Raw genomic sequence first — 21,590 nt, forward strand, 5'->3', positions numbered from 1 at the left:
CAAAGCATAACGGTGGAGTTAGTGATGCTGAAGCGTTTCTTTATTACAGGTACAGACACTTCTGTTGGGAAGACCGTGGTTTCCCGCGCATTACTACAAGCGTTAGCGTCAGGGGGTAAAAGCGTAGCAGGTTACAAACCAGTAGCCAAAGGCAGCAAAGAGACGCCCGAAGGTCTGCGCAACAAAGATGCACTGGTGCTGCAAAGTGTGTCATCTATCGAGCTGCCCTATGAGGCAATTAACCCAATTGCGTTGAGCGAAGATGAAAGTAGCGTGGCGCATAGTGGTCCGGTCAATTACACCCTGTTATCCAACGGTCTCGCAAGCCTTAGCGAAAAAGTCGATCACGTCGTCGTGGAAGGCACCGGAGGCTGGCGGAGCTTGATGAACGATCTGCGTCCGTTATCGGAGTGGGTGGTGCAGGAACAACTGCCGGTGCTGATGGTAGTGGGTATCCAGGAAGGCTGTATTAACCATGCGATCCTCACCGCGCAGGCGATTGCCAGCGACGGACTGCCGCTGATTGGCTGGGTTGCGAATCGCATTAACCCGGGGCTGGCACATTATGCGGAAATCATTGATGTGCTGGGTAAAAAATTACCTGCACCGCTGATCGGTGAACTGCCTTATCTGCCTCGTGCAGAGCAGCGTGAGTTGTCGCAGTACATCCGCCTTTCAATGCTCGGCAGCGTGCTGTCGGTAGATAGAGTCGTGGCGTAACGTACGCGACAGTACCGACGCCAGGACACAGGCGATCAGTAATCCGGGGAGCAGGCGATACTCCCCGGTCATTTCACAAACCATCAACGTCGACATTATTGGTGCATGCGTGGTAGCCGCCAGCAGCGTGGCCATCCCCGTTAATCCCAGCAAAATGGCAATTTCATCCGAGCCCGGAAGCCATAATCCCCATACCTGACCCAGCAACATGCCCACCGACAAGCCGACAAACAGCGTTGGCGTAAACACGCCACCCGGAGCACCGGATCCACTGCTGGCAAGCACCGCCAGTAATTTGCAGATAAAAATCCCGCCAACCACGGCCAGCAGCGGTGGTGAAAGTAAATATGACTGCACCACGCTGTAGCCATTACCCCAGACCGTAGGCGTGAGCAATGAAAGCAGGCCAACGATCAACCCGCCAAGCGCCAGTTGCCACGGTGGCGAGAGTTTTAAGCGCAAAAATACATTATGGCTGGCGGTCATCAACCACATGAAGAGCGGTCCGCAGATGCCAGCAGCCAGACCGGTGCTGACAATCATAACGTATTCCAGAGCATGTAATTCCCGCGACAGGTGCACGGTATACAGCAGCGCATTGCTGCCGCTAAGCAGATTGGTGGTGAGTAATGCGACTACGGCGGACACCACTACCGGCCCCAGTGAGGCGAGGATCAGTGTGCCAAACAATACTTCGGCAATAAATAAACTGCCCGCCAGCGGGGCATGATAGGCTCCAGCCATACCTGCAGCGGCGCCGCAGGCAATCCATAACTTCCATTCTGTACGCGGGGTAAAGCGTTGAGCAAAGCAGGAGGCTGCCAGGGCCGCCAGTAAAATCATGGCACCTTCACGTCCGATGGCGCTCCCGCTGGCAACGACCAGTAACGATGCCAGCGATTTCACCAGGCTTGCACTGACGTCAAATTGTCCGTCGGTTTGCAGGGCTTCCATATAATCAGTGGGAGCCTGCGGACGTAAACGGTTAAATTTTTGCCAGCCCCACAGTAGTAATCCAGCCGCCAGACCGCCGAGTGCAGGTGTCAGCATACGCCTTAAGGGCGAAAGGTTTGTCGCTGCGTTGACCAGACTTCCCGTGTTGTTGCTCAGAAACAACCATTCGAGAAGCAGCATGGCATGACGAAATCCTGCGACGGCCAGCGCAGCAAGGACGCCAATCAACGCGGCGATCAGCAGGCGGCGGAACATGGCACGCAGGTCAGGGTAAGCATGTAAATGATGCATGAGTGGCCAGACTGGAAAATTCAGACGCTCTATTTTGCGGCTATTAGGCAACAGAAGCAAAAGCTCAGCGTGCGCAACAGGATGCACCACAGGCAGGACAATTCCTGCCTGTGACGAAATTAACGGAACAAAGGCTTATCGGCTACCGGGATCAGTAACGGTGATTGCCACTGTGCCAGCGTCAGGCGCGCCAGCTCACCAAGCGCCTGGTAGAACGGGTGATCGGCTTTTTCGATAAACACATTAAGAAAGCGTGATGACCATGGGAACAGATGCCAGGCCAGCAGTTGCTCGCACTCGGTGTGGCGTTCGTTCTCGGCAAGCCAGGCCGTCAGCAACAGCAGCGAACCAAAGTGATCTTCTGGCTCATTTTGCTGCATGGCAAACTGGATGCCGTTGTCCCGCATCCACTGGCGTAATGCCAGCGTGGAGTCGCCAAACAACACGTTTTCACGATCCAGCCAGACGGATCCCCATGGCGGAGAAGGGAGCGCATAGGGGCCAACAAACAGACGTTGCCAGGCCTGCGGGAGAGACTCATCGGCCTCAGCCTGAAACTGAGCGACTAACGGCGAAAGCGTTGTCTTTTCAAGCGGCCACTGCGCCTGCCAGCCATCGGTTCTTAACGCACTGACCAATGCCGAAGCTTCCGCACTGTCTGGGGCATAGTAAAACAGCGCGCCAAGCACGCGCGCTGCGGTAGAAAAGTTGTCACGTTGTGAAAAATGGGTCATGCAAACAATCCTGAACAGTGCGGGTTGCCCCGCACCCGAAAGTTAACCTGCGACAGCCATTCCGACTGTCATATGTAAACCGTAAAACAAACCGCGGCCAATGATTTCACCGACAAGCACCAGAATTAACCCGAGCGCCAACCCGCCAACTGACGGTCCTTTGCGACGGATCAACGGACATATCCAGCAACCCAGACCCGCGGCCAGCAGCAGGACTCGCCAGACCTGTAAACTGCCGTAGTCGGGAACCAGTGCGCTGGCGGATTGTACCGAACTGTGGATCTCGCCGAGTGACAGTCCCTGCAGCACAATAACGGCCACCGTAACCAGCAGAGCCAATACGCTTATACCGGCGAATCTGGCGGCGTTAAAAGAAACACCTGCAGCACGCAGCAGCAGAGCGGCAAATAGCGGTCCACTGAGCAGCATCGTCATGAAAAACGCCAGTGTAGTATAGCCGTTATACCAGGTTGGGACGGTGTCTATCTGGTAGACGTTGGTCATCGCAAAGACAAATACCAGGCCCAGCAGCATGCTCAATAGCATCCAGATTTTACCTAACGCTGCGGGCATTTTACCGAGAAACGCCACCAGCCACCACAGGCCACCGACGGCGAAAAACAGCGAACCGCTGGCGATTTCGTTACTTAGCGCCGATGCGCCAATTTTGTTCAGCGAGTTAAACGCGCGCAGCGGCGAACCTAAATGCATGACCGAGGCGAGAAAGGCGATGCCCATCACCAGCCAGAGAAAAAACATACTGCGAACGATACGTTGTTTTGCCAGCTCGTCTTTAGCGGTCAGCCAGCCGCAACCACTGACGATCAGCGCCCCGGCTACGCACTGGCCCAGCACCGTAAACAGTACCAGCGGCCATTCATGCCATCCATTTCCCATATTACACCTCCTTTGGATTAGCCAGAAAACCCGTGGTATCCCCGGTCGGGCGGCAATTGGCGTTTGGTTTGATCACAATACTCGGTTTGGTGAAGTGCGCACCAGGCAGCGGGGCGACGGCAGCCAGTTCACCATGTTTTTTGCGCAGTTCGTCGATGGGGCCAAAATCCAGCGCACGCAGCGGACAGGATTCGACGCAGATGGGCTTTTTGCCGTCTGCCACGCGATCATGACAGCCATCGCACTTGGTCATATGTCCTTTCGCAGCATTGTACTGTGGCGCACCGTACGGGCAGGCCATATGACAGTAGCGACAGCCAATGCACACGTCTTCATCGACCACCACAAAACCATCCTCACGCTTATGCATCGCACCACTTGGACAAACCTTGGTGCAGGCCGGATCCTCGCAGTGGTTACAGGAGATGGAGAGATAGTAGGCAAAAACGTTCTGGTGCCAGACGCCGTTGTCTTCCTGCCAGTCACCACCTGCATATTCGTAAATCCGCCGGAAACTGACGTTAGGAGTGAGGTCTTTGTAGTCTTTGCAGGCCAGTTCGCAGGTTTTGCACCCGGTGCAACGACTGGAATCAATAAAAAATCCATACTGAGTTGTCATGGGTTAGTCCTTAAACCTTCTCGATCTCGACCAGATTAGTGTGCTGTGGGTTGCCTTTTGCCAGCGGTGAAGGGCGCTGTGTTGTCAGCGTATTGACGCAGGCGCCATGGTCAATTTTGTCGCCGGCCATATCGGCATCGTGCCATGCACCCTGGCCCATTGCGCTGACGCCAGGCAGGATCCGTGGCGTCACTTTGGCCGGAATACGAACTTCCCCGCGGTCGTTAAAGACCCGCACCATATCGCCATTTGCAATACCACGCTTTTGGGCATCGACGGGGTTGATCCACACTTCCTGACGACAGGACGCCTGCAGAACATCAATATTGCCGTAGCTGGAGTGCGTACGGGATTTGTAATGAAAGCCAAACAACTGCAGCGGAAATGCGCTGCGTTTAGGATCGTCCCACCCTTCAAACGTGGAGGCGTAGACGGGAAGTGGACTAATTACTTCATCCTTCTGCAACTCCCAGGTGTTGGCAATTTTCGCCAGCCGGCTGGAGTAAATTTCAATCTTTCCAGACGGTGTTTTGAGCGGATTGGCCTGCGGATCGTCGCGGAATTTTTTATAAGCGACAAAATGCCCGTTAGGATCTTTGCGTTTATAGATCCCCATTTTTTTCAGCTCGTCATAAGAAGGGAGCGCGGGGTCCTTGGCCAGCATTTTTGCATACAGATACTGGAGCCATTGTTCCTGAGTACGGCCTTCCGTAAACCGTTGATAGATATCATTGCCAAGGCGTTTGGCGACTTCGCTCATTATCCAGTAGATCGGTTTGCGCTCGAACTTCGGTGACGTCGCGGGTTGAATAAAAATGAGGTATCCCATGTTGCCCGCATAGTCGTTAGGAATGATGTCTTCCTGTTCGACGGTCATTAGGTCCGGCAGCAGGATATCGGCGTATTTCGCCGAAGATGTCATGAAATTTTCGATGACCACTATCATTTCGCATTTCGTATCATCCTGAAGGATCTCATGTGTTTTATTGATATCTGAGTGCTGATTAGTAATGGTGTTACCCGCGTAGTTCCAGATAAATTTAATCGGTACATCGAGCTTATCTTTACCGCGCACGCCATCGCGGGTTGCGGTCATTTCCGGACCCCGGGCGATGGCGTCGGTCCAGCTAAAGCAGGATATTTGGGTTTTGATGGGATTATCCGGCAGCGGCATGCGTTCAATCGTGATGGTGTAGGTTGATTCTCGTGCACCGCTATTGCCGCCGTTGATGCCAACGTTGCCAGTCAGGATTGGCAGCATTGCGATCGCGCGCGAAGTCAGTTCGCCGTTAGCCTGACGTTGTGGACCCCAACCCTGACAAATATACGCCGGTTTTGTACTACCGATTTCTCGTGCCAGTTTAATGATGCGCTCGGCCGGGATCCCTGTGACATGCGAGGCCCATTGGGGCGTTTTAGCGACACCGTCATCGCCATTGCCAAGTATATAGGCCTTGTAATGTCCGTTAGCGGGGGCGTCAGCGGGTAGGGTTTTCTCGTCATAACCGACGCAATATGTGTCAAGGAACGCCTGGTCGACGAGATCTTCGTTAATCAGGACCCAGGCGATTCCCGCTACCAGTGCGGCATCGGTTCCCGGACGGATAGGGATCCACTCATCTTCACGACCCGCAGCGGTATCGGTATAACGCGGGTCGATGACGATCATGCGGGCATTAGAACGCTCCCGGGCCTGCTCAAGGAAGTATGTTATACCACCGCCGCTCATGCGCGTTTCGGCAGGGTTATTGCCGAACATCACCACCAGCTTCGTGTTTTCAATGTCGGAGGTACTGTTGCCGTCATTTGAGCCGTAGGTGTAAGGCATTGCCGCCGCGATTTGTGCGGTACTGTATGTGCCGTAATGGCTCAGGAATCCGCCATAGCAGTTCATCAATCGAGCGACCAGCGAGGCATAAGGGGAGGAGCGAGTAATATTGCCGCCGACAATGCCAGAGGTGTAGTTGATATACACGGCCTCATTACCGTATTTCTGTACGGTATTTTTTAAACTGGTGCTGATGGTATCCAGCGCTTCCTGCCAGGTTATGCGTTCGAATTTACCCTCACCGCGTTTGCCCACGCGCTTCATAGGATAATTGAGGCGATCCGGATGATTGATCCGTCGACGGATTGAGCGTCCACGTAAACAGGCACGCACCTGGTGCTGACCATAAATATCGTCTCCGGTCGTATCAGACTCTACCCATACGACCTCGTCATCTTTGACGTGGAGTTGCAGGGCACAACGACTGCCGCAGTTCACGGAACAAGCGCCCCAAACCACTTTCTCTTCAGCCGGTTGTATCGCCTGTTGTACCGCAGCAGCTGCGGTGCGCATCCCAAAAGGTAACGATAACCCGCCAGCGGCAAGCGCCAACGAACCTATAGCCGAGGATTTCACTAACATCCTGCGGCTAATGCCTCCATATTGCTCAGTATCAGACATAACTCACTCCATTATAGTTATCGCTATATATTAATCTCTATAGCGAAATTAATAGCATGCTAATAATAGAGCGAGTTTACCCATTTATGAGTATGGCATCTTAATGCATATCAAACTGGAGTAACCCTCCGCGTACGGAGGGTATGATTTATTGCGGTTCGGCGACGTGCCCGTCCTGTGCAGGCGAGCTGTTGGCAGGGGCGTTTCCACTGTTAGTCCGGGTGTAGAGAATTTTGTGCGTATCGTTTGCACAATGTCCTACCACCAGCGAATCAGGTTGATCGGCCTGATCGTTGGGGACAATGTTCAGCGTAAAACTGGACTCTGCGACGCCATTATTGATGATGCGCTGCTCGATATCGCTTTTCACGCGTTCACATGACGCAGGTGCGGCCAGAACCTGTGGGGATGCAACTGCCAGTAAGATCGCGGCAATTCCTGTTACGTATTTCATCATCAGCTCCTTTATGATCGACATAGACTAAGATTAGCATTTCTGGTGTAAATAACTGTATTTGCTAATATGATTGAGAATTATCTTCTTATCCCGGTGAAAAATGTGAAGAAACAGACCCTGTTAGGTTTCCTGTGTGTCGTGCTGGTTGGGTGTGATAACGCCAAAGGGCTGGTTTCCTTTACGCCGGAAATGGCCAGTTTTTCCAATGAATTTGATTTCGATCCGCTGCGCGGGCCGGTGAAAGATTTCAGTCAGACGCTGCTCAACGACAAAGGTGAGGTCACTAAGCGCGTTGCTGGTACCCTGTCACAGGAAGGGTGTTTCGATACACTTGAACTGCACGATATCGAAAACAATACCGGTATGGCGCTGGTCCTGGATGCTAACTACTATCGGGATGCCGAAACGCTGGAAAAAAAGATCCGCTTACAAGGTAAATGCCAGCTAGCGGAACTGCCTGCTGCCGGTGTGGTGTGGGATACCGACGATAACGGCTTTGTCGTTTCCGCCACGGGGAAAGAGATGAAGGTGCAGTATCGATATGATGCCGAAGGCTACCCGCTGGGCAAAACAACCGTCAGTAAGGACAGCACTTTGCAGGTTGATGCTAAACCGTCGGTTGACCCATTGAAGAAGTTAGATTACACCGCGGTGAGTCTGCTCAACAATCATCCGTTAGGCAATGTCAAACAAACGTGCAAATACGATGAATACGCAAATCCGATCAACTGCCAGCTCGTTATCGTGGACGAGAGCGTGAAGCCGGCAGTTGAGCATCATTACTCGATTGAAAACACTATCGATTACTACTAATCGCCTTTACTGAGCGGTAGGTTGCAACAGGTTAGGGCCTGCCGTTTTGTGTTCTGCCAGATACTGCTGCTGGAAGATGCACATGCGGATAGTGTTGCGGTATTGGCCGTTGATAAAGAACTCATGGATCAGCTCGCCTTCCACCATAAAACCGAGTTTACGGTAGATGTGGATAGCCTTTTCGTTCTCTTTATCGACGATCAGATACAGCTTATAGAGGTTGAGCACGGTAAAGCCATAGTCCATTGCCAGCTTTGCTGCCTGTGAGGCCAGACCCTTCCCCTGATATTCCGGCGAAATAATAATCTGGAACTCGGCCCGGCGGTGTACATGGTTAATTTCAACCAATTCCACCAGCCCGGCTTTTTCACCGTCGCACTCCACCACGAAGCGGCGTTCGCTTTGGTCGTGGATGTGTTTGTCATACAGGTCTGACAGCTCAACAAACGCTTCGTAAGGCTCTTCGAACCAGTAGCGCATTACGCTGGCATTATTATCAAGCTGATGGACGAATCGTAAATCTTCACGCTCCAGCGGGCGCAACTTAACACTGAGGGCGCTAGTCATATCGTATCCTTTCAATATCCTTCAAAGTGCAATGATTATGGGGCAACGGTGCGGCCAGTACGGCGGTCGAGGCAGCGCAAGGTGTTAGGTTCCCAGTACGCATTAATATTAGCGCTCTGCTCGCACTTATCACGGCTATCAAAGGCCGTATCGGCTTTGTCCCACTCTTTCTCTGCACGTTTATTGACTTTCTGGCGAAGCTGACGCGTATCGTTCCATTGTTCCTTTTCCATTGCGGCTTGTTGACGACTTTGCGCACTATCTCCGGATTCAATGACCAGTTTACTGGTTTCAGCAAATGCGGAAGAGGTGTACACAGCCGCAGCCAGCGTCAGCATAGCCGTCAGGCACAGGCGTTTGGTCAGTGTAATTTTCATGGTGAATTCCTTTTATGGGAAAGGGTAAAAACGATAAAACAGGGTTAAATTCTACACTATTCCAGTTTGCGGGCATACCCACCCGGTGGATATGGATACGCTAACGAGATTCTGTCGTATCATGGTTAAACCGAAGGTAACTGAATAACATCAATGCTTAAGACCACATTTCTTTTTTTCATCACCGCGTTATGCGAAATTATTGGCTGCTTTTTACCCTGGCTTTGGCTTAAGCGAGGAGCTACAGCCTGGTTGCTGATACCCGCCGGGGTGTCACTGGCTTTATTCGTCTGGTTGCTGACACTGCATCCGGCAGCCAGCGGGCGTGTATACGCAGCCTATGGCGGTGTTTACGTGGTGACCGCGCTGCTATGGCTACGTATTGTCGATGGTGTAAAACTCAGTTTATATGACTGGTCTGGCGCGCTGGTGGCGTTGTGCGGCATGCTGATCATTGTGGCTGGATGGGGGCGCGCATAGCGCCTTTTTTTGTGATCAAACAGCGTTTTTTTGATCTTTATACTTGTATGGTAGTAGCTCAGTTGAGTAAATTTCCTGCATCACAAGAACAGATGTAGGGAATAAGAAATGAAGATTGTTGGGGCTGAAGTGTTTGTCACCTGTCCTGGGCGTAATTTTGTAACGTTGAAAATTACGACAGAAGATGGGATCACCGGGCTGGGAGATGCCACGTTAAATGGACGCGAGCTGTCCGTGGCGTCCTATCTGAAAGATCACGTGTGTCCGCAGCTTATTGGTCGCGATGCGCATCGTATTGAGGACATCTGGCAGTTTTTTTACAAAGGCGCGTACTGGCGTCGTGGGCCGGTCACCATGTCGGCGATTTCCGCCGTGGATATGGCTCTCTGGGACATCAAAGCGAAAGCGGCGAATATGCCGTTGTACCAGTTGCTCGGCGGTGCTTCTCGTGAAGGGGTTATGGTCTACTGCCACACCACAGGCCATACCGTTGATGATGTACTCGAAGATTATGCGCGTCATAAAGAGATGGGCTTTAAAGCGATTCGCGTGCAGTGCGGCGTGCCAGGCATGAAAACCACTTACGGTATGTCTAAGGGCAAAGGACTGGCCTACGAACCCGCCACCAAAGGGCAATGGCCGGAAGAACAGTTGTGGTCAACGGAGAAATACCTGGATTTCACGCCAAAACTGTTTGCCGCCGTGCGTGACAAGTTTGGTTTCAACGAACATCTTTTACACGATATGCACCACCGTCTGACGCCAATTGAAGCGGCCCGTTTCGGCAAAAGCATTGAACAGTACCGTTTGTTCTGGATGGAAGATCCAACACCAGCTGAAAACCAGGAGTGCTTCCGCCTGATCCGCCAGCATACCGTCACGCCGATTGCGGTAGGGGAAGTGTTCAACAGCATCTGGGACTGTAAACAGCTTATTGAAGAACAACTGATCGACTATATCCGCACCACCATCACCCATGCGGGTGGTATCACCGGTATGCGCCGGATTGCTGATTTCGCGTCGCTGTATCAGGTTCGTACCGGTTCACATGGACCTTCCGATCTGTCGCCTGTGTGCATGGCCGCCGCGCTGCATTTTGATCTGTGGGTGCCGAACTTCGGCGTACAGGAATATATGGGCTATTCCGAGCAAATGCTGGAAGTGTTCCCACATAACTGGACCTTTGATAACGGCTATATGCATCCAGGAGACAAACCTGGTCTTGGGATCGAGTTTGACGAAAAACTGGCGGCGAAATATCCGTATGACCCTGCATATCTGCCCGTTGCTCGCCTGGAAGATGGCACGCTGTGGAACTGGTAAATATAAATTTTACGTACGAAAGATGTTGATTAACCCAATACCCTACAGAAGGTTAAACTTATGGTTAGTTCAGTCGATATTAAAAATAACGTAGATAATAAGCCTATTATTCGTCGAGTGGCTTCAGCATCCGCAATTGGTACTGCTGCTGAGTATTATGATTTTTTTGCATACGGGACTGCAGCTGTACTCTTTTTTGGTCATCTATTTTTCCCGAGTGACGATCCGTTAATAAGTACTCTCGCTGCTTTTGCAACCTATGCTGTTGGTTTCCTTGCAAGACCATTAGGAGGAATCGTCTTTGGGCATATTGGCGATAAGGTTGGGCGTAAAAAAGCACTGGTTATTACTATATTAATTGTTGGTTTGGGGACGTTCTGTATAGGGTTATTACCTACATATGAGAAAATAGGTGTCTGGGCTCCAGCTTTACTTATTTTTATTCGTGTATTACAGGGATTTGGCGTTGGAGGTGAGCAAGCTGGTGCAGTACTGATGACGGCTGAATATTCTGAACCCAAACATCGTGGATTTTTTTCCAGTTGGGTTCAAATCGGTGCGCCGGTTGGTTTCCTCCTGCCGTTAGCGCTCTTTGCGCTGTTAAATGCCACACTTTCTCCAGAGGCAATGATGGATTACGGGTGGCGTATACCGTTTCTGTTGAGTCTGTTGCTGGTTATTGTTGGACTGTTTATCCGCTTAAAAATTGATGAATCACCTGTCTTTGCTCAGATTAGGGAGACAAAAGCAGAAGAATCACGTCCATTAGTTGAAGTTATCCGCGATTTTCCTGGCATTGTTGCCAAGGGGGTCTGCGCGAAACTGATTGAAGCTTGCACATTTGCAATGTTCACAGTGATTGTTTTGGCTTACGGAAAGGCAAACAATCTTGATGCTAATATTTTGATGGAGACAATGATCGTTGCGGTCATAATAGAAATAATTGCAATACCGTTGATGGGGTCGCTATGCGATAAAATTGGACGTAAACCAGTCTATATTATCGGTGCGCTGCTGCAGGTCGTTATGATTATTCCTTTCTTTCTTGCGATTAATCAGGATAGTTTTTGGCTTACACAAATAGTAATGATCCTGGTACTGAGTGTTGGGCATAGTATGTGTTATGCACCTCAGGCTTCTTATTTTCCGGAGCTTTTCCCAACTCATATTCGCTGTAGCGGAATAGCTTTAATTTGGCAACTGGGGTCGCTAATAGGCAGTGGCATTCTTGGACTGGTAGCAGTAAAAATTCTGCAAGTAACAGGTGGACATTACTATGGACTTGCAACCTATGTGATTGTACTTGGAGTTATCTCAATTATTGGTTTGTTGATGATGCCGGAAACCGCTCCGCAAAGACTTAAGCGTGAATACCAGCAGTGGCAGAAACATTAATATCCTTTGGCGGCAGTATGCCGCCAAATTCACTGACTTTGGTATATAACTCAACAAATGATGTCATACCAATCATAAAAAGCTTAATGCAAATCAAAACATACAACCATACAGGCGTTACTCTGGAACAGTCCTGATTTCATTTATAAGTAGGCCATACCATGCAAAACAAGCTCTTAGCGGCAAAGGCTGCACTTCCTGACTACGATCGTACAAAACTGGTTCCGCGTATTGTTCATCTGGGGTTTGGCGCGTTTCATCGCGCACATCAGGGTGTTTACGCTGACATTCTGGCCGCCGATCACGGCAGTGACTGGGGCTACTACGAGGTGAACCTGATTGGCGGCGAGCAGCAGATTTTCGATCTGAAACAGCAAGATAATCTGTATACCGTTGCAGAGATGTCTGCTGATGCCTGGACTGCGAGAGTCGTGGGCGTGGTGAAAAATGCATTGCATGCGCAGGTTGATGGTCTGGAAAGCGTACTGGCAGCGATGTGTGAACCGCAGGTCGCGATCGTTTCCCTGACCATCACCGAGAAAGGATACTGCCATTCTCCGGCGACCGGCCAACTGATGTTAGACAACCCGATGATTGCCGCCGATCTGCAAAACCCCAAACAGCCTAAAACTGCGCCGGGCGTGGTGGTTGAAGCCCTGGCACGTCGCAAAACCGCGGGTTTAGCCGCCTTTACCGTGATGTCCTGCGATAACATGCCAGAAAACGGTCATGTGATGCGCAATGTTGTCATTGCATATGCCCGAGCGGTAGATATGGAACTGGCCGCGTGGATCGAACAACATGTGACATTCCCATCAACAATGGTTGACCGCATTGTCCCGGCGGTTACGCAGGAGACGCTGGACAAAATTGAACATATCACCGGTGTACGCGACCCGGCAGGCGTGGCATGCGAACCGTTCCGCCAGTGGGTAATTGAAGATAACTTTGTTGCCGGCCGTCCTGAATGGGAAAAGGCCGGGGCGGAACTGGTAGCTGATGTCATTCCGTTTGAAGAGATGAAACTGCGTATGCTCAACGGCAGCCACTCTTTCCTTGCGTATCTTGGGTATCTGGCGGGATATCAACATATTAACGATTGCATGGGCGATGAAAACTATCGTCTTGCTGCACGTGCGCTGATGTTGCAGGAACAAGCACCTACGCTGAAAGTAAAAGGTGTTGACCTACAGCGCTACGCCGATCTGTTAATTGAACGCTACAGCAATCCGGCGCTGCGTCATCGTACCTGGCAGATCGCCATGGACGGTAGCCAAAAACTGCCGCAGCGTATGCTTGATTCCATTCGTTGGCACATTGTGCACGGTAGTGACTTTGCGCTGCTGGCACTGGGTGTCGCTGGTTGGATGCGTTACGTCGGTGGTGTGGATGAACAGGGCCAGGCGATTGAAATTAGCGATCCACTGTTGCCGGTGATCCAGAATGCGGTGCGTAGCAGCAACGAAGGCGAAGAGCGCGTTCAGGCGCTGCTGGCAATCGATGCTATTTTTGGCCGTGAACTGCCACAGGTTGAACTGTTCAACCGTCAGGTCACACAAGCGTATCTTACTTTACTGGCTGAAGGGGCGAAGGCGACGGTTGCGAAGTATGCAGCAAAACTGAAGTAACGAAGATTATGCTTTATGTCGCCATCTGGCTTGCAACGGCCAGATGGCGCTGTGTTTTCTGGCATTCACACCAATTAGTTCATGCCTAAACGAATCAGCTCGAGGGGGGCGTATTTGCCTTCACATCCTTCGATTTCCACTGTTTTCCCGCGGCGAATCTGCTCAGCGGTCAGGCCATCAGTATCTATTGCTGTAATGCGGCCTGTGAGTCCGGTGTCGCTGATCATGACGCGGCTGCCAGTGGTGATTGCGTTACGGTTACGATCGTATGTTTTCATGGTGTTTTCTCCTTTCCAACTTACCGTCAAAGCCCGTGGGCTTTTAGTCCCACGTAACGGGCGCAATATAAATACGCTTCTCATTAATGATTTTTTTTGTTTTCGATCAAAATCACAGCTTTTTTTATGCAGTTATGCGGGCGCTGGGAAAACGCAGGAGAAACTCACCCCGGAGTGAGGTGAGCGTAGTATTAATCTTCGCTGAACCAGTCGCTATTTTCCTGGCGAATAAGCTGAACGGACTCACCAATTTCCTGAAGATGGAGCATCATTGCGCGCTCGACCGCATCGCCATCATGCTTCTCAAGGGCGGCAAAGATATCGTGATGCTGGCGTAGCAGCATCTCAGGCGGGGAAATATGATCCAGGCTCATATAACGAACGCGGTCAATTGTAGCCTTTATATTCTCAACGGTATCCCAGGCGAGTTGGCACTCGGCGATTAAAGCCAGTTTCTGATGAAACTCATCATCAAGCTGGAAGAAATCATTAATCTGTTTTCGGTCAATTGCGATGCGCTGCTGATGCAAATTCTGTTCAAGCTGATAGCACTGTTGATCGTTGATCAGTGATGCGGCGCGGCGTACCACGGCACATTCAATTGCCTGGCGAACAAAACAGCCGTTTTGCACCTGCGACAGCGAAATTTTATTCACGTAGCTGCCACGCTGCGGGCGGATCTGAATCAGACCGTTCTCGGCCAGTTTGATGAATGCTTCTCGTACCGGCTGGCGTGACACATTAAAGCGTACAGAAACCTCTTTCTCCGACAGCGGTGTACCGGGTGCAATCAGACAATGCACGATATCACGGCGAAGAATACGGTAAATCTGTTGATTTACTGGCTGTGTAGGGTTGAGCTGCGTTTCTACGGTCATTCATTCTTACTTTTTAGAGAGTTAACCCGGATATTTTATCACTTCTTTCAGGCTATCTATACCCGGCACAAGGCCGGGCAGAGAAATTAGCTCCGGTGGATACTCAGCCCGGCAAAAGACTGTGTGACAGGCATCATTTCAAGGGTGTTGATATTGACATGAGCCGGTAAAGAAGCCACCCACCATACCGCTTCTGTAACATCTTGCGGAGTCAGCGCCGTGGTATTTTCGTAGGCTTTTTCAGCTTTGGCGTCATCACCTTTAAAACGGACATTAGAGAACTCCGTACCGCCAACCAGACCCGGTTCGATGTCGGTAACGCGAATTGCAGTGCCGTGTAAATCAGTACGTAAATTCAGGCTAAACTGGCGAACAAACGCTTTGGTCGCACCGTAGACGTTACCGCCAGCGTATGGCCAACTGCCCGCGGTAGAACCGATATTGATAATATGACCGCGGTTGCGTTCAACCATGCCAGGCAGAACGGCACGGGTCATATAAACCAGCCCCTTGTTGTTGGTGTCGATCATATTCTCCCAGTCTTCAATGCTGGCCTTGTGAGCAGGCTCAAGGCCCAGCGCCAGACCCGCGTTGTTGACCAGAACATCAATATTGCGCCATTCAGCAGGAAGGGCGTCCATCATCTCTTCAATCGATGCACGATTACGTACGTCCAGTTGCGCGGTATAGAGGCGGTCACCCAATTCCTCTTTCAGTTCCTGCAGGCGCTCCTGGCGGCGTCCGGTGGCAATAACTTTATGCCCATTCTCAATAAAACGACGCGTAATGCACTCACCAAAACCTGCGGTTGCTCCGGTTACTAAAACGATCATCTCACTGTTCCTCAACGCTTTTTATGTCGTACTACCATAGCACGTCATTTCCGTTCAGAGCTATTCCTGCGTAACGCGATTGCGGTTGATTCCTGGGAAGTCTACTCTGGTAAACAAATCGTTTTCAGGAGTGAAAGATGTCGTTAACGAATCCTTTTTTACGTCACAGCACGTTGCCGTACCAGGCACCGCAGTTTGATCAGATAGAGGTGCAGCACTATCGCCCAGCGTTCGATGAAGGCGTGCGGCAAAAACGTGCAGAGATCGAGGCGATTGTGCAAAACCCGCAGGCCCCTGATTTTGCCAATACGTTGCTGGCGCTTGAACAAAGCGGCGCTTTGCTGACACGCGTAACCAGCGTTTTCTTCGCGATGACGGCGGCGCACACCAACGATGAACTACAGCGCCTTGACGAAGAATTTTCCGCAGAACTGGCGAACCTTGCCAATGATATTTATCTCAATGGCGCGCTTTTTTCGCGCGTTGAAGCGGTCTGGCAACGGCGAGGTTCGCTGGGGTTGGATAGCGAATCATTACGCTTGCTGGAGGTCATCCACCAGCGTTTTGTATTAGCCGGCGCGCGTTTAAATGAGGTCGATAAAGCGAACCTTAAAGCGCTCAATACAGAGTCCGCCACGTTGACCAGCCAGTTTAATCAACGTCTGCTGGCGGCGAACAAGTCCGGTGCTCTGGTGGTGGATGATGCACGTTACCTGGACGGACTCAGCGCAGAGGAAATTGCTGTTGCCGCCGAAGCTGCAAAGGAGAAAGGGCTTGAAGCGCGTTGGGTTATCCCGCTATTGAACACGACTCAGCAACCGGCGCTTGCGGCGTTACGCGATCGCCAGACCCGTGAGAATCTGTTCAACCGCGCATGGACGAGAGCAGAAAACAATGACGCTAACGATACTCGGGCGATTATTCAGCGACTGGTCGAGATCCGGATGCAGCAGGCGAAACTACTCGGTTTTGCCAATTACGCCGCCTGGAAAATTGCCGATCAGATGGCAAAAACACCGGAAGCTGCACTCAATTTCATGCGGGCGATTGTTCCCGCTGCGCGAGCCAGGGCATTGGATGAACAGGCCGAAATCCAGAATGTTATCAATCACGAACAGGGGAAATTTAACGTCGAGGCCTGGGACTGGGCATTTTATGCCGAGCAGGTTCGTCGTGAGAAATATGCACTTGATGAGGCGCAGTTCAAACCTTACTTTGCCCTTGATACGGTGCTGAACGAGGGCGTTTTCTGGACAGCTAATCAACTCTTTGGCATAAAATTTATAGAACGGTTCGACATTCCTGTTTATCACCCGGATGTTAGGGTATGGGAAATATTCGATCACGATGGCGTAGGGCTGGCGTTATTTTACGGCGATTTCTTTGCCCGGGAATCGAAAAGCGGTGGTGCCTGGATGGGCAATTTTGTTGAGCAATCGCAACTCAATGAAACCCGGCCGGTTATTTACAACGTGTGTAATTATCAAAAACCAGCAAAGGGTCAGCCTGCATTGTTATTGTGGGATGATGTTATTACGTTATTTCATGAGTTTGGGCACACGTTGCACGGCCTGTTCGCCACTCAGCGTTATGCCACGCTTTCAGGGACCAACACTCCGCGTGATTTTGTTGAGTTTCCTTCGCAGATCAACGAACACTGGGCGAGTCATCCGCAGGTCTTTGCTCGTTTTGCTCGTCATGTTGATACCGGGGAGCAAATGCCGCAGGCGTTGCGGAATAAGATGCAGCGGGCCAGCCTGTTTAACAAAGGTTACGACATGACCGAACTGCTCAGTGCCGCATTGTTGGATATGCGTTGGCACAGTCTGGAAAAGAGCGCGTTATCTCTTTCGGTCGAACAATTTGAACAGCAGGCGCTGGCGGCTGAAGGTTTGGATCTCAAGGCTGTGCCGCCTCGTTATCGCAGCAGCTATTTTGCCCATATCTTCGGCGGCGGTTATGCCGCAGGTTATTACGCCTATTTGTGGACGCAAATGCTGGCCGATGACGGCTATCAGTGGTTTGTAGAGCAGGGCGGATTAACTCGTGAAAACGGGCAAAAGTTCCGTGAAGCGATTTTGTCCCGCGGTAACGGTACTGATTTAACTGAACTTTATCGCCAATGGAGCGGGCGAGATCCAAAAATGGAGCCAATGCTGGAACATCGTGGTTTGAGCGTCTAAGAGATTATTAGCCAGAATATTGAGCCGGGCGTGATGCCCGGTTTTTTATTATTTTTAAAGATGGCAATTTTTAGGGTTTTATATGAAAGTTGACAATAATGGTTATCAACAAATGATGATGAAATATATTCAGGAATGCTAGTTTAATAATGATGATGCCTTTGGATGTTTGATAAGATTAGCGTTCATGTACGGGCAGGTTTCTCAGGTAATTGTTAATGAAAATAGGGGTTCTAATAGCTGTGCTTGTTATGTCCGGATGTGCAGATAGTACAATTGTACAATCCAGCGTCACTCCGTTTACGCCACATGTTTCACGTTCAAATGCTGAAATCATCGCACGGTATAAAGAAGCGCGTGAATCCGGGTTTTCCCATGGTTCTGCGTATCAATATGCCAGAGGCGACAAAACCTACACATCCGATCAATTAGAGGTGATTGGGCTTAATGAAATGCTGAATGAACCGTTATTGGTTTGACCACTTTAGTGACAACGCTATGCCACAACAGATGGTATAGCGTAATATCCTGTTAATTATGATTTATTAATTACTATTAAAAAATTTACATAAATTTTCTTTTTTATCGTTAAGATAATTCCATCAGAAACGCTCGAACAGGGAGGGAGAACGTGATGATGAGAAATACGAAGGAAATAGATGCAATTTTGATTGAGTTGAACAAATCCATTGATGCCCACTACAAATGGTTAGTGACCATGTTCCGCTGCGTGGTGTCTTCAGATGTTACGCAGCCAGATATTATGGGTGAAAACTCGCATTTTGTTTGTCGATTTGGACAGTGGCTTGATAATCAATCACGGTACAATGAGGATGATTGTAGTTACGTAAGCAAGATAAGCGCCACCCACGAAAAAATGCATTTATCAGGCAAGAAATTGCTAATGGCTATCGTGGAGAATCGTAGCCATTCATGGCATTTCGACAGCTTCCAGGACGCGCTGCTGGCATTTACCTCATCTGTAATGGACTACAAAATATATTTATTGAGTATCCGCAGTAATATCGACGCATTAACAGGTTTACCTGGCAGAAGAATGCTCGATGAGTCTTTTGATCGGCAGTTGCTCGATGCCGAACCGCTTAATCTTTATATATTGTTGTTAGATATCGATCGTTTTAAATACGTTAACGATACCTACGGCCATTTGGTTGGTGACGTGGTATTGCGGGCTCTGGCATCAAATTTATTGTCATGGACGCGATATGATGAGGCGGCGTACCGCTACGGTGGAGAAGAGTTCATTATCATCATCAGGACAAAAACGGACGAGCAGGCATGCCAGGCGGGTTTGCGACTTTGTCGTCTGATTGGTCAGAAAAAAATTCCCTACGCTGAGGGAGAGATCGGTATCACGGTGACGGCAGGCATAACCCGGGTTCAACAGGGTGAAACGCTGGATACCGCGCTTGGTCGGGCCGACAGGGCGATGTATCAGGGGAAACAGACCGGCAGGAATCGTTGCATGTTTATAGATGAAAATGAGCAAATTGCGTTGGTGGACACCAATGACGGAACCTCGTATCCCCTCAGTGCGTGAGTTTTCGAAAAACGCTTTGAGGTAGTTGCGTTTCGTTTAACTTTCATTGGGGTTGTCGGTGATAGGTTAGCTGACTATCCGTTATCTTCGCAGGGAATTGCCAGATAGCGTATAAAAGCAAAACACAAATCTATCCATGCAAGCATTTACCGCTGGTTTATCCGGCGGTTTTTTTTATCTGTAAATCAGGAAAAAGGCACAGCGAGTGCGATTCAGGTAAAAAAATGGCCCCTTGTGCAGTTACGCTACAAGGGGCCGGGTCGGTGCAGGACTATCTCCGTTCATCAATCATCCCATCTGTGGCTAAAATACGCGGCCAGGAAACCGGAAAATAAAATAATTCCCAGAACAGCCATAAAAATATTCATATTACCCAGCATAGTAAATGCTCCTTTATCTGTGAGTTTCCTCTCTTACCTTAAGTTCACCTCGCTTATGACTATAGTAGCAATTCAATCTTAAACAAAGGCTGAACTGTGTGATTATTTCGACTGAAAAGTAAATTTTTGACATGATCACGTCGAATAAAATAAATAATAGTGACGAGACACATTTATCTGCGCACAAATAACTCTGTTTTTAAACCCTGAGACGCGGTTATGACGGTGTGCTGCTGATACAGATTGTTGCACGTTTATAATGCAGAGTTGTCTCATTGTGGTTCAATTTTTCGTGTGATTAATCCTTTTGGCGGGAAAATGTAATACTGATCTATGTGCGCGAGATGCTAATTTGTTGATTTTATATGATGTTTTAATATCTGGCATCGTTTTTGCCTTATCACTTCTGAACACCCTTAATTTGCACCGTTTTGTCTGCCCGGCTGCACCGGAGCTTTCAGCAAGTCTAATTTCAGGAGTGAAACTATGCAGCGTCGTACATTTTTAAAAGCTTTTGCACTTTCTGCCTCTGTTGTCGCAATGGGCGTGAGTTTTAGCGTTCAGGCAGCCGACACCATTAAGGTTGGCATCATGCATTCGTTATCCGGCACGATGGCCATATCCGAAACGCCGCTAAAAGATGTGGCGTTGATGACCATCGATGAAATAAATGCTCAGGGCGGTGTGTTGGGTAAAAAGCTGGAACCGGTGGTGGTTGACCCGGCCTCGAACTGGCCGTTATTTGCTGAAAAAGCGAGACAACTGCTGAGTCAGGACAAGGTGGCGGCAGTTTTCGGCTGCTGGACATCGGTTTCGCGTAAATCGGTTCTACCGGTATTTGAAGAGTTGAACGGTCTGCTGTTTTACCCGGTGCAATATGAAGGTGAGGAGATGTCGCCTAACGTCTTCTATACCGGCGCAGCCCCCAATCAGCAGGCGATCCCTGCGGTTGAGTATCTGATGAGTGAGGACGGCGGTAGCGCGAAACGCTTCTTCCTGCTGGGCACAGATTATGTTTATCCGCGCACGACCAACAAAATTTTACGCGCTTTTTTGCACTCAAAAGGGGTCGCCGATAAAGACATCGAAGAGGTGTACACCCCATTCGGACACAGCGATTACCAGACCATTGTCGCCAGTATTAAAAAATTCGCCGCAGGGGGAAAAACGGCGGTGGTATCAACCATCAATGGGGATTCTAACGTACCGTTCTATAAAGAGTTAGCGAATCAGGGGCTGAAAGCCACCGATGTGCCGGTGGTGGCTTTTTCCGTGGGTGAGGAGGAGCTACGCGGTATTGATACCAAACCGCTGGTGGGTAACCTTGCCGCCTGGAACTACTTTGAGTCCGTCGATAATGCGGCCAACAAAAAGTTTGTCGCTGATTACCGGGCGTATGCCAAAGCGCACAAATTACCGAATGCTGATTCGGTGGTGACGAACGACCCAATGGAAGCCACATATGTTGGCCTGCATATGTGGGCGCAGGCGGTAGAAAAAGCCGGAACTACCGATGTGGATAAAGTTCGTGCAGCTATGGCGGGGCAATCCTTCGCTGCGCCATCAGGTTTTACCCTGACCATGGATGCGACCAACCATCACCTGCATAAACCCGTCATGATTGGCGAGATTGAAGGCAACGGCCAGTTTAACGTGGTGTGGCAAACCGATGAGCCGGTCCGCGCCCAGCCGTGGAGTCCGTACATCGCCGGTAATGATAAAAAATCTGAACAGCCTGTGAAAACCGCCAGCAACTGATCTAACGCCCTCCTG

The 21,590-nt window shown here is 50.1% G+C and carries 22 protein-coding genes; 10 read left to right on the forward strand and 12 right to left on the reverse strand.

Annotation, left to right across the window (positions count from 1 at the left end):
* The first annotated feature begins 24 nt into the window (after positions 1-24).
* Positions 25-720 (forward strand): dethiobiotin synthase, encoded by a 696-nt coding sequence (gene bioD / locus BZK40_RS01365; protein ID WP_020996409.1) that lies wholly within the window; start codon positions 25-27, stop codon positions 718-720.
* On the opposite strand, the gene clcB is transcribed toward bioD, so the two are convergent.
* The 6 genes from clcB to BZK40_RS01395 all read right to left on the reverse strand — a co-directional run bounded on the left by clcB (position 676) and on the right by BZK40_RS01395 (position 7,121).
* Positions 676-1,965 (reverse strand): voltage-gated ClC-type chloride channel ClcB, encoded by a 1,290-nt coding sequence (gene clcB / locus BZK40_RS01370; protein ID WP_048216317.1) that lies wholly within the window; start codon positions 1,963-1,965, stop codon positions 676-678. The two genes, bioD and clcB, sit on opposite strands and share 45 nt — an antisense overlap.
* A 119-nt stretch (positions 1,966-2,084) precedes the next feature.
* Positions 2,085-2,699 carry a Tat proofreading chaperone DmsD gene (gene dmsD, locus BZK40_RS01375; protein ID WP_079934009.1) on the reverse strand — a complete coding sequence of 205 codons (615 nt, stop codon included), beginning with the start codon at positions 2,697-2,699 and terminating at the stop codon, positions 2,085-2,087.
* 42 nt (positions 2,700-2,741) lie between these two features.
* Entirely contained in the window at positions 2,742-3,596 is an 855-nt protein-coding gene (locus BZK40_RS01380) for a dimethyl sulfoxide reductase anchor subunit family protein (protein ID WP_071446476.1), read from the reverse strand.
* A gap of 1 nt (position 3,597) precedes the next feature.
* The gene (gene dmsB / locus BZK40_RS01385) at positions 3,598-4,215 is read right to left on the reverse strand and encodes a dimethylsulfoxide reductase iron-sulfur subunit DmsB (RefSeq protein WP_079934010.1); all 618 of its coding nucleotides are present in this window, start codon (positions 4,213-4,215) and stop codon (positions 3,598-3,600) included.
* A 10-nt stretch (positions 4,216-4,225) separates the two neighbouring features.
* A complete protein-coding gene (gene ynfE / locus BZK40_RS01390; RefSeq protein ID WP_071446475.1) occupies positions 4,226-6,664 on the reverse strand; it encodes a selenate/tellurate reductase subunit YnfE in 2,439 nt (812 codons plus the stop codon).
* Positions 6,665-6,812: 148 nt separating this feature from the next.
* Positions 6,813-7,121: a DUF1161 domain-containing protein gene (locus BZK40_RS01395; protein WP_008784729.1), complete on the reverse strand. Its 309-nt coding sequence runs from the start codon at positions 7,119-7,121 to the stop codon at positions 6,813-6,815.
* A gap of 102 nt (positions 7,122-7,223) precedes the next feature.
* Here BZK40_RS01395 and BZK40_RS01400 point away from each other — a divergent pair, with 102 nt between their 5' ends.
* Positions 7,224-7,934: a YnfC family lipoprotein gene (locus tag BZK40_RS01400; protein ID WP_079934114.1), complete on the forward strand. Its 711-nt coding sequence runs from the start codon at positions 7,224-7,226 to the stop codon at positions 7,932-7,934.
* Between the two features lie 6 nt (positions 7,935-7,940).
* Here BZK40_RS01400 and speG read toward each other — a convergent pair whose 3' ends face one another.
* Both speG and BZK40_RS01410 read right to left on the reverse strand, forming a co-directional pair.
* Positions 7,941-8,501 (reverse strand): spermidine N1-acetyltransferase, encoded by a 561-nt coding sequence (speG, locus tag BZK40_RS01405; RefSeq protein ID WP_079934011.1) that lies wholly within the window; start codon positions 8,499-8,501, stop codon positions 7,941-7,943.
* Between the two features lie 35 nt (positions 8,502-8,536).
* Positions 8,537-8,878, reverse strand: a complete 342-nt coding sequence (locus BZK40_RS01410; protein WP_003032382.1) for a DUF1283 family protein — start codon at positions 8,876-8,878, stop codon at positions 8,537-8,539.
* A gap of 153 nt (positions 8,879-9,031) precedes the next feature.
* Here BZK40_RS01410 and BZK40_RS01415 point away from each other — a divergent pair, with 153 nt between their 5' ends.
* The 4 genes from BZK40_RS01415 to BZK40_RS01430 all read left to right on the forward strand — a co-directional run bounded on the left by BZK40_RS01415 (position 9,032) and on the right by BZK40_RS01430 (position 13,704).
* Complete coding sequence (locus tag BZK40_RS01415; RefSeq protein WP_008784733.1) at positions 9,032-9,358, forward strand: YnfA family protein; 327 nt, start codon at positions 9,032-9,034, stop codon at positions 9,356-9,358.
* Between the two features lie 108 nt (positions 9,359-9,466).
* The gene (gene rspA / locus BZK40_RS01420) at positions 9,467-10,681 is read left to right on the forward strand and encodes a starvation-sensing protein RspA (RefSeq protein ID WP_003832907.1); all 1,215 of its coding nucleotides are present in this window, start codon (positions 9,467-9,469) and stop codon (positions 10,679-10,681) included.
* A 60-nt stretch (positions 10,682-10,741) separates the two neighbouring features.
* Positions 10,742-12,076 carry an MFS transporter gene (locus tag BZK40_RS01425; RefSeq protein ID WP_008784734.1) on the forward strand — a complete coding sequence of 445 codons (1,335 nt, stop codon included), beginning with the start codon at positions 10,742-10,744 and terminating at the stop codon, positions 12,074-12,076.
* Positions 12,077-12,237: 161 nt separating this feature from the next.
* Positions 12,238-13,704, forward strand: coding sequence for a mannitol dehydrogenase family protein (locus BZK40_RS01430; protein ID WP_008784735.1), 1,467 nt, complete (start codon positions 12,238-12,240; stop codon positions 13,702-13,704).
* A 74-nt stretch (positions 13,705-13,778) separates the two neighbouring features.
* On the opposite strand, the gene ydfZ is transcribed toward BZK40_RS01430, so the two are convergent.
* The 3 genes from ydfZ to ydfG form a co-directional block, all read right to left on the reverse strand.
* Positions 13,779-13,982 carry a putative selenium delivery protein YdfZ gene (ydfZ, locus tag BZK40_RS01435; RefSeq protein ID WP_003032393.1) on the reverse strand — a complete coding sequence of 68 codons (204 nt, stop codon included), beginning with the start codon at positions 13,980-13,982 and terminating at the stop codon, positions 13,779-13,781.
* A 191-nt stretch (positions 13,983-14,173) separates the two neighbouring features.
* Complete coding sequence (locus tag BZK40_RS01440; RefSeq protein WP_003032396.1) at positions 14,174-14,860, reverse strand: GntR family transcriptional regulator; 687 nt, start codon at positions 14,858-14,860, stop codon at positions 14,174-14,176.
* A gap of 86 nt (positions 14,861-14,946) precedes the next feature.
* Positions 14,947-15,693 (reverse strand): bifunctional NADP-dependent 3-hydroxy acid dehydrogenase/3-hydroxypropionate dehydrogenase YdfG, encoded by a 747-nt coding sequence (ydfG, locus tag BZK40_RS01445; protein WP_020996406.1) that lies wholly within the window; start codon positions 15,691-15,693, stop codon positions 14,947-14,949.
* Positions 15,694-15,830: 137 nt separating this feature from the next.
* Here ydfG and dcp point away from each other — a divergent pair, with 137 nt between their 5' ends.
* The 3 genes from dcp (at position 15,831) to BZK40_RS01460 (ending at position 19,437) form a co-directional block, all read left to right on the forward strand.
* Entirely contained in the window at positions 15,831-17,876 is a 2,046-nt protein-coding gene (dcp, locus tag BZK40_RS01450) for a peptidyl-dipeptidase Dcp (RefSeq protein ID WP_079934012.1), read from the forward strand.
* Positions 17,877-18,094: 218 nt separating this feature from the next.
* Positions 18,095-18,355: a hypothetical protein gene (locus tag BZK40_RS01455; protein ID WP_020996405.1), complete on the forward strand. Its 261-nt coding sequence runs from the start codon at positions 18,095-18,097 to the stop codon at positions 18,353-18,355.
* A gap of 155 nt (positions 18,356-18,510) precedes the next feature.
* A complete protein-coding gene (locus BZK40_RS01460) occupies positions 18,511-19,437 on the forward strand; it encodes a diguanylate cyclase (protein ID WP_079934014.1) in 927 nt (308 codons plus the stop codon).
* A gap of 284 nt (positions 19,438-19,721) precedes the next feature.
* Here BZK40_RS01460 and mgtS read toward each other — a convergent pair whose 3' ends face one another.
* A complete protein-coding gene (mgtS, locus tag BZK40_RS24125) occupies positions 19,722-19,817 on the reverse strand; it encodes a protein MgtS (RefSeq protein WP_003032406.1) in 96 nt (31 codons plus the stop codon).
* Positions 19,818-20,303: 486 nt separating this feature from the next.
* Between mgtS and urtA the strand changes: the two genes are divergently transcribed.
* Positions 20,304-21,575: an urea ABC transporter substrate-binding protein gene (urtA, locus tag BZK40_RS01465; RefSeq protein ID WP_003832925.1), complete on the forward strand. Its 1,272-nt coding sequence runs from the start codon at positions 20,304-20,306 to the stop codon at positions 21,573-21,575.
* Positions 21,576-21,590: the final 15 nt, after the last annotated feature.

Origin of the sequence: Citrobacter portucalensis, from assembly GCF_002042885.1 — a bacterium.
In the GTDB taxonomy this organism is placed as follows: domain Bacteria; phylum Pseudomonadota; class Gammaproteobacteria; order Enterobacterales; family Enterobacteriaceae; genus Citrobacter; species Citrobacter portucalensis.